Source organism: Thiospirillum jenense (genome assembly GCF_014145225.1).
GTDB lineage: Bacteria > Pseudomonadota > Gammaproteobacteria > Chromatiales > Chromatiaceae > Thiospirillum > Thiospirillum jenense.
Genome location: NZ_JABVCQ010000001.1, coordinates 102,142 through 114,748 on the forward strand (window position 1 = coordinate 102,142; position 12,607 = coordinate 114,748).

Here is a 12,607-nt window from a genome sequence, read left to right on the forward strand (position 1 = left end):
TGCGGAGAATAACACAATGACAACGATTGAACTGTCTAATGAAATTGAACAGCGGTTAGCACAATTGGCGGTGCGTAGTGGCACAACCACCGCCGCGTTATTAAATGATTTCATCGAACAAGGCATTGCCGACATGGAAGCGGGTTATCACGCTTTGACGGTATTAGAGCGCGTCCACACCGGTCAAGAGTCCATTCACTCGACAGCGGCAGTGAGAATAGCACTTGAATTGGATTGTTGAATACACCACCACCGCGGCGCGGCAATTGCGCAAATTAAAAAGCAACAACAATGATTGAATTACCCTATGCACTTGTGATTGAAGCGACCGCTGAAACTGATTTTTTCACGTTCTTTGCACCCGAATTGCCCGGCTTTACCGGTGTTGCCCAGTCGGTGGAAGATGCAATACAACAAGCACGGCTCGGCATGGCAGAACACCTCGCGCTGTTATTAGAAACCGAGCGCCCAATTCCACCACCGACGAATGATCCGACGATTTTAATTCGCAATGCGCCGAATATAAAACAGGCCGCGTGAATTAAAGATGTGCGCGGCAATTGCATCATGTTTTTTCCACACTTGACGGCGGTCGAGGCATTAAAACCCTATTGTGTGCGCACTCACTGGCACACGGGCGAAGTATTAGAAGTGGATTTAGAAACGCGGTTGCGGCGTTATTCAGCATTAGCACCCATTTTAGACCCCACTGTCTTTGCGCGAGTGCATCTGGGTGAATGGGGTAATAGCATTGAATGGCTGGATAATGAATTCGGCGCTGATAACGTATATGCGTGGGCAAAAGAACAACGCGGTGAAGTCAGCCAAAATGAGATACGGCAAGATGCGCATTTGGTCACACTTTTACGCAAAGTTGCGACCGACGACCATTAACCCCCGCCCAATTGGGTTATTCAAGATTCCGCCGCCCTTGCCGATCTATCCAATAGTCTCCATGCGCCCGCGTTTAATCTGTTTTATTTGCCCAGAGCGCCCCACCTGGCAACAGTTTGCTAAATAACTGCGATTGGGGTCACAAGTTGATTGCAGAAAATGACATACACTCCAACCATGACACCTGACAAATTCTGCCACTTTACTCTGGAACTGCCGCCATGTTTGCACCATTCCCAACCCCAGCGACTGCCGCCAGTCACCACTCTGCCGCCAGCCATTTGCGGGCGGGGCTACCGTGTCCGAGCCAATGGCGACTGACGCCGCTGCTGACGCCACCGCGAGCGGAGCGTGCCACGGATTCATTTTTTACCACCATGCAGCAGGTGCTGACCGCGTTACACCGTGCCAATGACACCCGCGCTCGTCCTGCCGCTCGGTTACAGGCGACGGAAACCTTAGCGCACTGGCTGTGGCCGCGGCTGCTCGACCAGTTGCACCAGTTGACCGTTGACCAGCGCGGTATCGCCGAAACCACCGGGCAGCGCGAGTTTTACGCCCAACTGGAACAGGTGATTGACGCCATGATCGCGGCGTATCGGCTCGTGTTAGCCGACGATTACGGCGATTTACCCACACCCAAGCAGGCGAGTTGGGCGCGGCTGTCACTGGCGGCGCTGCGGATTTTGGAGTGGGTGCAGTGCGCGCAACGTTTGAGTGCGTTGCGCTACCGGCCGCTGGCGCCAGAATTGTGGCGCGTGACCAACTGTGTGTTCAGTGCGATTGCCACCATCGGTGCAGATCACGACGCGCAGCCGCGCTTGACGCCCGGGGTTTTCACCGCGCCTGCCGCCGCGACCGCAACCGTGACCGAGCAATATTTGGCCATTCAAACGCTCGGGTTATTTGATACCTGCTCTTGGTCACGCCACGATCACGAGTTGATCCTGAGTTACTGCGCGACCGTGACGGACGGAGTGCGGGTGGTCAGGGCAGATGCGGCGCCGCTGACCAAATTGGACGACCTGCGCTTCACCAGTGCCGATCACGATGCGCCGCCGTGCTTGACGCAACCGACTGGCGAACACCCGCTGATGATCTTGGATTGTCAACGGCTGGCCGCGGTGGTGCGCCAAGATTATTCCGATCTGTTCAATCCCAACGCGGCGACTGATCTGCACACCTCACCGAGTTTGGCGGTGTTACCCGCGTTACAACGCCGCCCATTTTTGCGGCTGCTGGCGCGGGATTTGGACGAGGGCGCGATCACCGACGAGTCAAGTGCAATCACGTTGCCGACCAGCGGTGAGCCAGTGGCGTTGCATGTCGGCTTCACGCCAGTGCGCGAGCAGTTGCGGCACATTTTCTCCCGCCCGACGGCGGCGGCGACATCGGAATTAGCCAGCGCCGGCAGTGGCTATTCTGGTCAACCGCGCTCGCGTCACGCGGTACCCGCACCCGCGTCACACCTGCGCAGTGCGTGGGCGGTGGTGGATCAACGGGCGCGGCGGTTGTGGATTAGCACCCGTGACCAACGCGCCGGGCATGGTGTGACCGTCGGGACGCTGGCGCTGTATGACATCGGGCGGCACGAGTTGACCAATCCGGTGCTGGGCAAGGTCGCCCGCGTGGCGCAGTTGACCAACGGGGCGCTGGTGGTGGAGCTGCAAATGTTGGCGAGTTTTGCCACGCTGGTGGCGCTGCGTTCCACTGAAGCGGTGGCGCTGGCGCGGGATCAGGACGCAGCGCGGCTGCCGAGTTTGTTGATTTATGACGCGGATTTCGGCTGGGGCGTGATGAGTGCGCCGCAAGTGCAGATCAGCGAGGGCGAGGCGATTGAAATTGGCAGTAAGCGTTTGACGATTGCGTCACGGCTGCGGCGGCTGCGCGAGGCGACGGGTGAGTTTTTGCTGTATCAAATTGATGCTAACGATGCGCGGCTGGGGGTGCCAGCCTATCCTGGGCAACGGGTGGCGCGGCATTCGGCGGCGGTACCGTCCTCGGCGGCGGTGGCTTGACCAGCGCGGTGTAACCGATTGTTTAATTAAGAATTTCTAATCAACAACGAGAGATGATGATGCGTTCAGGGTACGTTTTAGTGTTGTATTACAGCCGCTACGGGGCGACGGCGGAATTGGCGCGGCTGATTGCGCGGGGCGTGGAGGAGGGCGGTATGGAGGCACGGGTGCGCACGGTGCCGGCGGTGTCAACCGTCTGCGAAGCCGTCGAGGCGGATGTGCCAAGTGACGGGGCGCCGTATGTCACGTTGGATGATCTGGAAAAGTGCGCGGGGTTGGCGCTGGGCAGCCCGACGCGGTTTGGCAACATGGCGGCGGCGTTGAAATATTTTCTCGATTCGACCTCGCCGCTGTGGTTGCGCGGCGCATTGATCGGCAAACCGGCGGCGGTGTTCACCTCGACTTCCAGTTTGCACGGCGGGCAGGAGACGACGTTGCTGACGATGCTGGTGCCGCTGCTGCATCACGGCATGATGATTTTAGGGTTGCCCTACAGCGAGCAGGCGCTGTTGCATACCACCGGCGGTGGGACGCCGTATGGCGCATCACATGTCGCGGGAATTGACAACAAGTTGCCGGTGACGGATGAAGAAAAGCAGTTGTGTCAAGCACTTGGACGGCGGCTGGCGCGCACGGCGGCGGCGCTGATGCAGGTGACGCGGTAGGAAATGTTGGGTTGTGTGCCGGGCGGGTCGGTTTATTCGCCATCAATCGCGTGCAGGCACACAACCGCTTGCTTTGATTAAATCCCCCCAACCCCCCTTTTCCAAAAGGGGGCAATAGACTTGTTTTGACGGCGTGAGCAGTATCACTCTGATTTATAAAGTTTTATTTTTGCCACATCCCCAGAAATGTGGGAATTCAGCGTTGCTAACTCCTTGTTTTACAAGTGTTAGAACAAGTCTAATAAAAAACCCGCCTAGCAATTCACATCACGAGGCGGGTTCTCATTCTCATCTCACTCAGATCGTCAAACAGCGGCAACCCAACCGTTGCTGCTACAACAGGCATTGCAGTTCCTCGGTGGTTAATCGTGCCTGCTTGAGTATCTGTGACAGTGTAGAGCGTTTAATCGGCCGATGTGCTGGAACGGTGAGTTTAAGGGTTTCGGCCGCGGTGTGCTTTTGCAGCCGAATATGGCTGCCTTTCTGCCGGACAATGACCCAGCCATCGCGCTGTAGCGCACGAATCAGGCGATCATACGACAAGCTGGGCATGACGCTCATACAATCATGTCAAGCTGTTCAGCATGGACGTACCCGGCCAGATCGTCTTCGCAGACTTCCAAGTAAAGATCAATTGCCTCACGGATATTGGCAATGGCTTCTGCACGGGTATCGCCTTCACTAATACAACCGGGCAGTGCTGGGACAAATGCGGTGAATCCACCTTCATCACTTGCTTCAAGGATAATTTTCAAATTCATGGTGTGGTCTGCGGCAAATGCGTTGGTGTGATTATAAACCAATCACCCAACAAAAACCCCCACTCCGCCATCAAGCGCGGAGCAGGGTTTTCATTCTCAATCTCACCCAGTCAGGTCGCTAAACAGCGGCAACCCAACCGCCGCCGCTAAACGACACGGCTCAGACATGGAATAGAACGCTCATAAAGCGTTTCCGGTGCAATATCAATGTCGGCCAAGTCACGGTACCGTAGTTCACACGCGCCAGTGAAAAATAACCGGCATTCTGCAAGCGTTGAAACACCGGGTAATGTAAATAAGGTTGCATATCAAACTATCTGCGTTCACCGTTATTAAAGTCAAGTACCAACCCATAAGGGATAATGACCCTGACCGCATTGACTTCAATCATTGTTAATTTCTCAACGTAATGGATCAATTGGAAAGACTGATTCACCATTGACAGCGAGCGTCCAATTCGCCATTAACTCCTCTTCATGGATTGTGATCCACGCCTGTACTAAACGGAGTTTTTTTACAGGCAATGCACCTTCCAATACGTTTCCTTCAGGAATTGCAATCACAACTTTGTGTTCTTGATATTCAACATGAAGGTGCGGTACAGGATGCGGTTTATTGTCCATAAATAGCATCCGAATAATAATCCCATAAAACATGCTAATCGTCGGCATCCGTCAACTCCGCTGCGGCAATTGCTGTGAATTGAATTGGGTTAAATGGTGGGCGGGGAAATGTTGGGTTGTGTGCCGGGCGGGTGGGTTTATTCATCATCAATCGCGTGTCAGGCACACAACCCAACCTACACGGCTACGCTGCTATCCTTGACTGTAATATATTGCGTCAACTGTTTTTTTGATTTCATCAGAATCTGAATAAGAAACTGCTTTTTTATAAAATTCCTCGGCGATATAAGAAACTGCTTTTTTATATTCCTCGGCTTTATCTTTGAAGTCTACTTCTGTTATTTCCTCTGTTGACACCCGGTACGAGTGAGCTGCTTTTGCACATAATATCGCTTTTAGTTCGTCTGAATCATTAAACCCTAAGTCATTAAATGCTTTAACATAGTAATTTGCAGCATAAAAATGATTCAGCTTTCTTGACGAATAATCCCCAAGAAGATTATAAGCTGTCGCTTTAGAAATTGGTGTTACATAGTTACCTTCATCATAATCCTCAATGTTTTTTTCAAGCTCCATGGAGCTTGAATATTTCCCAAGACCATTAAGCGCCACTATTTTAATAATAATTGGTTCGATTACGTCTTCTTCTCGGCTTATTGCATAGTCTGCAAGTTCTATGGATTTTTCATAATTGCCTTTATCAAGATATGCTATACTTTGCAAATAGCATGCAAAAGATGCATCATTTTGACATTGCAACATATGCGCATACTCATCAAATTCATTAATATACCCAAGGTTTCTTATTAAAATAAGAGCAACAACTGCATCTTCATCAGCAGGACTTGGAACGCTTTTAAGTAATCTTATTGCTCTCTCTGCAATATATTTGTTTTTCTCCAAATAATCTGTTTTTGTTATTTCTTCGTCCTGATATTTTTCAGTGTTATATTTGAATTCTTCGACTAAATCTTGAGCATAATCTGATCCAACATCCGTAGTAATCGGCATTGTCACTAAAAATTGGTCGATCTTTTTTTCTGGGTCTGGGATGGCAACCATTCCTAAAGTTTGAGCAACTTCTAATGATGCAACCACAACCATAGGGATGCCTTTTAGGGCAGAACTTCCGATCAGACTGGCGGCTATTCCGTTTAATATGGCAGCGCCAACTATGGCATTGCCACCAACCAATCCGCCGACCATTGAAAGACCAGCCATGTAAGATCCCGCACCACCACCAGCTAATGTACTTGCAACAGTACTAACTCCCGCAGCAGCCGCAGGCGCACCAGTTCCAGCGGTCATAGTTGTAACTACTGCTGCTCCTATGGCTGTAGCGGTAATTACGCCGCCAATTACCCATCCGTTTTGCCATAGTGGTTTATCGTACACATCTTCAAATTGGAGATTCACCGATGATGCTTGTGCTGTTGATATCCAGGTTAGTGCTATCACAGCGAGAATATTTCTATTGGATAGTTTGAACATTTCTACCTTCCTCTATACAAGAAGCACAAAAATTAACCGCAAATGTGACTGCACTGCATAAAGTAGAATCGAGACAACTTCGGCAATCAACGCCGGGGCGCGGACGATGCGGTCGCCCTCGGGTGCAAAGCAGATAACGATCACATCCGGGCGCGTGACCGATACATTTTTCTTAAGCGTTACTGAGCGAAGCTCAGTAACGCTTAACTGCCAATCCGAAGATTGGGGTGTATCTACCAAGGCTGCAAAAACAGATGTTTTTACAGCGCGAACTCTTTGATGCGTTTCAAATTTTACGCCAGCAACTCGTGCTGGCAACCACATACTCGAACTTGTTAAAGAGCGTGATTAGCAACACGGGCTTGGTTATCGCCATTAGGTACATGCTGCTCTGTTTAGAATAACGACGGATTTGTGTACTGTCAAAGTCGTTATCTGTAGAGATATGCTGGACTTAGCATTCCTAAATCATACTAAGCAAAACACAGTTTATTGAATACTATGTGGCAACCTTCCCAGCGGCGGTAATCGTCAAGGCAATAATGCTCGATCAGGGCGGTGCTGGACATTGGCCGTTGCTCCATTGTTGCGGTGACACAGACGCGGCATTTTAACGTGCAAAACGCCCCCGCACCGCCGCGGGCGGGTGGCAACAAATCCCAACCTGCGGCAGATCACCACCCACTGTAGTATTCTGACTGCGCCGTTTTCGCAAAAATTCCCTCTTCAACCACCACAACTCCAGCGGATTATTCAACCAGTGACTGAGCTAAAAAATGACACCTTTTTACGCGCCCTGCTGCGGCAACCTGTTGATTACACACCGATTTGGATGATGCGCCAGGCGGGGCGCTATCTACCCGAATACCGCGCCACGCGGGCAAAGGCCGGCAGTTTCATGGATTTATGCCGCAATCCCGAGCTGGCGTGCGAAGTGACGCTGCAACCACTTGACCGCTTCCCGCTCGACGCGGCAATTTTATTCTCCGACATCCTCACCATCCCCGACGCGATGGGCTTGGGGCTGTACTTTGCCGAAGGCGAGGGGCCGCATTTCACCCACCCGGTGCGCAGCCGCGCCGACGTCGAGCGCATCGGCATTCCCGACCCCACCGTCGAGTTACGTTATGTCATGGATGCGGTCAGCACCATCCGCCGTGAACTCAACGGCCGCGTCCCGCTGATCGGTTTCTCCGGCAGCCCCTGGACGCTGGCGACCTACATGATCGAAGGCAGCGGCACCAAAAACTTCGCCCTCAGCAAAGCGATGCTGTTTGACCAACCCGCGCTGCTGCACAGCCTGTTGCACAAGGTCGCCGAAACCGTCACTCAGTACCTCAACGCGCAAATCGCCCACGGCGCGCAGGCGGTGATGGTGTTTGACACCTGGGGCGGCGTGTTATCCCCGAGCGATTTTCGTGAATTTTCATTGCGTTACATGGCACAGATCGTGGACGGCTTAACCCGTGAAGCCGACGGGCGGCGGGTGCCGGTAATTTTATTCGCCAAAGGCGGCGGGCAGTGGTTGGGCGACATGGCCGCCACCGGCTGCGACGCGCTGGGCGTGGATTGGACGCTAGATTTAGCCGATGCCCGCAAGATCGTGCAAGATCGCGTCGCGTTACAGGGCAATATCGACCCCTGCACTTTGTACGCCTCGCCGGCGCGCATTCGGGACGCGGTGGCGGCAGTGTTAGCCAGTTACGGCCACGGCAGCGGGCATGTGTTCAACCTCGGGCATGGCATTCATCCCGACGCCAATCCCGAACACGCCGCCGCGCTGGTCGCCGCCGTGCATGAACTCAGCCGCGCTTATCACGCACCCATTGCCTGATGTTCATATTCACCAGCGTATAATGATTGACAAGCGCCTCGTTGAATTGCACGGGGCGTTTATTCACCCGATCTTCATTCCTGTTAATTGCTAAGTTGATCCACCATGGATCCAAAATCCTTCGTTTCATCCGCCGTTTTATTATTAGTAGTTGCCGCCACTGCCGTCACCTTATTTCGGCATTTCGGCCTCGGCTCCATTCTCGGATTATTAGTCGCGGGATTATTCATAGGCCCGCACACCCCGGGCTTGACCGTCACCGGCAATGTAGATGACCTGCGCAATTTCACCGAAATCGGCGTCGTGTTATTACTCTTTGTCATTGGCTTGGAAATGCAACCCAGCCGCTTGTGGGAATTACGTCGCACCCTATTCGGCCTCGGTTCATTGCAAATTATCCTCTCCGGTTTAGCCATTGCGCTGTATTTCCGCTTATTTGAATCGGAATGGTCAGTCGCATTATTACTCGGCATGAGTTTAGCATTATCGTCCACCGCATTAGTCGTGCAAACGCTACATGAAGACGGACAAATGGCCAGTCAACACGGACAAACCGCCTTTGCCGTCTTATTAATGCAAGACATCGCCGTCGTGCCATTGATGGCCATGATTCCCATTATTGCCGATAATGGCCCTTTACCAATGTCCACTCCATTATGGCAGCAATTAGCCACCGTGATTGCAATGGTCGGCGTGGTATTAGTCAGCGGACGCTATTTGGTGCCCTGGTTATTAGAACGCTTAACCCGACAAAAGAATCGTGACGGCTTCTTTCTGGTGGTATTAGCCGCCGTTTTTGTCGCCGCCTTTGCAATGGAACACGCCGGCATGTCAATGGCATTGGGCGCCTTTTTAATGGGCGTCATGCTGTCACGCTCCCGCTATAGTTTGCAAATCCACGCCATTGTTGAACCGCACAAAGGGTTATTAATGAGTTTATTCTTCGTCGCCGTCGGCATGTCGGTTGACGTGGAAATGTTAATGGCACAGCCACTGATTGCCGCATTACATGTTTTCGTGATCGTGTTAATTAAAATCACCGTGTTATTTGTATTATGTTTGATTTTCGAGACCGGGCGCGGTAATGCCGTCAGAATTGCATTTTTATTATCACAAGCGGGCGAATTTGGTTTTGTCTTATTCGGTGCTGCGAAAGCATTGGGCGTGATTGACAGCGCGATTTTCGCCATGGCTATTGCCGTCATTTCATTAAGCATGTTATTAACGCCCGCGATGGTCAAATTGAGTGAATGGGTTGCACGGCGCTTGCCGGAAACAATGAAACCGATTGATCCATCATTGAATTATCCCTGGCAAACTGGGCAACCGGTGGCGCGAGTTGTGATTGGTGGGTATGGACGAGTGGGGCATACCATTGGCGCGGTATTAAATAGTCACGGCATTCCGTATATTGCGTTTGAATCCGATCCTGAATTAGTCGCTAAATGGCGCGGCGAGGGCTTTCCGGTTTATTATGGTGATATTGGTAATCCGCATTTATTAACCGCCGCGCAAATTGAACAAGCCGATTTGGTGGTATTAACCATTGATGACCAACACGCCGCTATTAACGCGACTCGTTTAATTCGCGCTCATGCTCCGGCGGTGGTGATTGTGGCACGCGCACGCGATTTAACCACCTGTGACGCGCTATTCAGAGCGGGGGCGAGTAAAGCATTTCCCGAAGCTGTGGAGGCGAGTTTGCGATTAGCGGCCGAAACATTAGAGGGATTAGGAATTACAACCAGCGAAGTGGATGATTTATTACACGGTGTGCGTCAAACTGATTATGCACTGGTGCGCGAAGCAGTGGAGGGTAATACGTCAACCTAATCAATCGCACTATAAAATTGCCCAATCATTTTATTCACTCTGATTAACAAAACGGGATGAACATCATGGCGATTTCTCTGGATAAACTACAAACAAAAGCCCCGCAATTAGTTGATTTGCGTAAATCAGTTGATTCAACGCTCAAGAATCATTCGTCCTTGACTGGACATGTTGCAAAGGTAGCATTGGCATTAGATTATTCTGGGTCAATGACTAGCCTGTATGATAATGGTTGGGTACAAAAACTTGCCGAGCGTGTATTAGCACTGGGCACCGCATTTGATGATGATGGCGATATTGACATTTTCATTTTTGAATCAAAAGCCTATTATGTTGGCGTCCTTTCCATTGATAATTATCAGGGCGGAGTTAATCGCCTTTTGGCTAAATATCACATGGGATCAACGAATTATGCGGCGGTGATGCAGTTAATCCGCAATCATTACAAAACGGGGTTGATGCGTAAATTATTTGGCAGTCAAGAAAAAAAGTTGCCATCCTATGTGATGTTTATTACCGATGGTGAACCCGACTCCCGTTCAGATGCTGAAAAACAAATCCGTGAAGCATCCAAAGAACCAATCTTTTGGCAATTCATGGGCGTGGGCGGCACTCGGTTTGAGTTTCTATCAAAACTGGATACCATGAGTGGACGGTTTATTGATAATGCCGGATTTTTTTCTATTACAAATCCGAATAAAATGTCCGATCAAACGCTGTATCAAAACATGCTGTCTGAATACCCCAGCTGGGTTAGTCAAATGACCGCTAAGGGCATTATCACTGCTTGAATTGGTCGTCTCATGTTTAATAACTCACCGCCGCACCATCATTCACTCGCGCTGAATATTGGGTTAATTAAAACACCCCAACCAGCGCGGTGATGAATTGACGCAACACCATGCCAGTCAATCATTTTTCTGCTGACATTGCCAATGTATCTGCAATCTGCGCCAATAACGCCCAGGGATCACCGGCCGCCCGCCCTTTAATGGCTTGATCAACGGTCGCGCACTCCAATAATAATTGCCACAATTGCGCCAGCGAATGCCGTTTTAATACCGCTAATAGCAGCGGGCGGCGATTATCCCACACCTGATATGCATGAAACACTGGCTCTAATTCTTGACGCGCCTGTTGGGCAAATGCTAATGCCGCCAAGGCGCGCAATTCACGACTTAATACCCATAACACCAATGGCTCGGCCGTGCCTTCCGCCATTAACATTTGCAATACCCGACGGGTGCGTACCCGATCACCTGCAATTGCCGCCGCCGTTAAATCATATAAATCAAAGCGGGCGCTATCGGTAATCGCAGCGCGCAATCCCGCCACATCTAATACGCCGGGCTGGCGCACTAATGCCAATTTAGTGATTTCTTGATCCGCCGCCAATAAATTACCTTCCGTTTGATCGGCTAATAACGACGCCACCTCCGGTGTGGGTGAAAATCCTTTACTGCGCAACCGATTTTCTAACCATTCAATTAACTTCTGCCGATTAGCTGGTTCACGGGTTTGAATGACAACTCCCACCTCATCAATGGTTTGTACCCATTTAGTTTTTAAGTCCTTGCCATCCAATCCCAATGCCATGACCAATAACAACACATCTTGATTTAATTGGTCACAATAACGCCGAATAGCATTACCGCCTTCCACGCCAATTTTCTGCTCACCAATCCGCAATTCAATCATTTGCTGCGCCGAGAATAATGAACGCGCATTGGCTGTGGCAATTAACATATTCCAATCAAAGTCTTTTTGATATTCCAGCACATGCCGTTCAGTAAAACCAAGACGATGGGCATGAGTCCGCACTGCATCCAATGATTCATTAAATTGCAATGGCTCATTACCGCACAGCAAATACACGGGCGCGAGCTTACGCTTTAAGTGATCGCTTAATTGTGAAGAAGAGACGCGCATGAGAGTGACCGTCAATGTGACTAATGTGATTGCGATGGAGTAGTCGTTTTTACCATCAATGCCGCCCGCAGTCTTAATAATAAACTGTCGGCAACATCGGCAATTAAATCCCGATAAATTAAATCAGATTCTAATTGCTTACCTAATACTGCAACGTCGGGGTTATCATCAAACATGCGCACGACAGTAATCGTTTGCAATGGTAATAATACCTGACCATCACGCCGCTGCGCTTCACATTGCACCCGATAACTCAATTCATACGCTAATGCTTTACCGTCACGATCAACCGCGACAATGCGTGATTGGCGTTCTTCATTCACAATGCGCACGCTAAATGCCGCAGTTGCTGGTTGGTCAGTTAAAGCAATTTGGCTATTGCGCAGGCGTTCCATTAACGCCGCACTAATGGCCGTGCCGGGTTGCACATAAACGGGTGTTAAATCGGCGGGTAATTCAAAACTGCCGCGCAAATGAAACCCGCAACTCATCACTAAACCACTGGCAATTAAGAATAACACCCGCCATGCGGCGCTGTTTTTTAGATAACTCATGCCGA

At 50.7% G+C, this 12,607-nt stretch carries 15 protein-coding genes; 8 read left to right on the plus strand and 7 right to left on the minus strand.

Going from position 1 to position 12,607, the window contains the following annotated elements:
• The first annotated feature begins 16 nt into the window (after positions 1–16).
• The 5 genes from relB (at position 17) to wrbA (ending at position 3,577) form a co-directional block, all read left to right on the plus strand.
• Positions 17–241, plus strand: a complete 225-nt coding sequence (gene relB, locus HUK38_RS00425) for a type II toxin-antitoxin system RelB family antitoxin (RefSeq protein ID WP_182581796.1) — start codon at positions 17–19, stop codon at positions 239–241.
• Between the two features lie 50 nt (positions 242–291).
• Entirely contained in the window at positions 292–540 is a 249-nt protein-coding gene (locus HUK38_RS00430; RefSeq protein WP_182581797.1) for a type II toxin-antitoxin system HicB family antitoxin, read from the plus strand.
• Between the two features lie 27 nt (positions 541–567).
• A complete protein-coding gene (locus HUK38_RS00435; protein ID WP_182581798.1) occupies positions 568–894 on the plus strand; it encodes a DUF2442 domain-containing protein in 327 nt (108 codons plus the stop codon).
• Positions 895–1,115: 221 nt separating this feature from the next.
• Entirely contained in the window at positions 1,116–2,912 is a 1,797-nt protein-coding gene (locus HUK38_RS00440; RefSeq protein WP_182581799.1) for a hypothetical protein, read from the plus strand.
• 53 nt (positions 2,913–2,965) lie between these two features.
• Positions 2,966–3,577, plus strand: coding sequence for an NAD(P)H:quinone oxidoreductase (gene wrbA, locus HUK38_RS00445; RefSeq protein ID WP_238787332.1), 612 nt, complete (start codon positions 2,966–2,968; stop codon positions 3,575–3,577).
• 333 nt (positions 3,578–3,910) lie between these two features.
• Here the strand turns inward: wrbA and HUK38_RS00450 are convergent, their stop codons facing one another.
• The 5 genes from HUK38_RS00450 to HUK38_RS00470 all read right to left on the minus strand — a co-directional run bounded on the left by HUK38_RS00450 (position 3,911) and on the right by HUK38_RS00470 (position 6,770).
• Positions 3,911–4,129: a type II toxin-antitoxin system HicA family toxin gene (locus tag HUK38_RS00450; protein WP_202985496.1), complete on the minus strand. Its 219-nt coding sequence runs from the start codon at positions 4,127–4,129 to the stop codon at positions 3,911–3,913.
• A 5-nt stretch (positions 4,130–4,134) separates the two neighbouring features.
• On the minus strand, positions 4,135–4,338 hold the full coding sequence (locus HUK38_RS00455) for a type II toxin-antitoxin system HicB family antitoxin (RefSeq protein WP_182581802.1): 204 nt from the start codon (positions 4,336–4,338) through the stop codon (positions 4,135–4,137).
• Between the two features lie 401 nt (positions 4,339–4,739).
• Positions 4,740–5,009, minus strand: a complete 270-nt coding sequence (locus tag HUK38_RS00460) for a DUF4160 domain-containing protein (protein WP_182581803.1) — start codon at positions 5,007–5,009, stop codon at positions 4,740–4,742.
• Positions 5,010–5,153: 144 nt separating this feature from the next.
• A complete protein-coding gene (locus tag HUK38_RS00465) occupies positions 5,154–6,452 on the minus strand; it encodes a hypothetical protein (protein WP_182581804.1) in 1,299 nt (432 codons plus the stop codon).
• A 12-nt stretch (positions 6,453–6,464) separates the two neighbouring features.
• Positions 6,465–6,770, minus strand: coding sequence for a hypothetical protein (locus tag HUK38_RS00470; RefSeq protein WP_182581805.1), 306 nt, complete (start codon positions 6,768–6,770; stop codon positions 6,465–6,467).
• A gap of 442 nt (positions 6,771–7,212) precedes the next feature.
• On the opposite strand from HUK38_RS00470, the gene hemE reads away from it, so the two are divergent.
• The 3 genes from hemE to HUK38_RS00485 all read left to right on the plus strand — a co-directional run bounded on the left by hemE (position 7,213) and on the right by HUK38_RS00485 (position 10,910).
• Complete coding sequence (gene hemE / locus HUK38_RS00475; protein ID WP_182581806.1) at positions 7,213–8,286, plus strand: uroporphyrinogen decarboxylase; 1,074 nt, start codon at positions 7,213–7,215, stop codon at positions 8,284–8,286.
• Positions 8,287–8,391: 105 nt separating this feature from the next.
• On the plus strand, positions 8,392–10,119 hold the full coding sequence (locus HUK38_RS00480; protein ID WP_182581807.1) for a cation:proton antiporter domain-containing protein: 1,728 nt from the start codon (positions 8,392–8,394) through the stop codon (positions 10,117–10,119).
• A 65-nt stretch (positions 10,120–10,184) separates the two neighbouring features.
• Positions 10,185–10,910 carry a VWA domain-containing protein gene (locus HUK38_RS00485; protein WP_182581808.1) on the plus strand — a complete coding sequence of 242 codons (726 nt, stop codon included), beginning with the start codon at positions 10,185–10,187 and terminating at the stop codon, positions 10,908–10,910.
• 121 nt (positions 10,911–11,031) lie between these two features.
• Here the strand turns inward: HUK38_RS00485 and holA are convergent, their stop codons facing one another.
• Positions 11,032–12,048, minus strand: a complete 1,017-nt coding sequence (holA, locus tag HUK38_RS00490) for a DNA polymerase III subunit delta (RefSeq protein WP_182581809.1) — start codon at positions 12,046–12,048, stop codon at positions 11,032–11,034.
• Between the two features lie 20 nt (positions 12,049–12,068).
• Complete coding sequence (locus HUK38_RS00495; RefSeq protein ID WP_182581810.1) at positions 12,069–12,602, minus strand: LPS-assembly lipoprotein LptE; 534 nt, start codon at positions 12,600–12,602, stop codon at positions 12,069–12,071.
• Between the last annotated feature and the right edge of the window lie 5 nt (positions 12,603–12,607).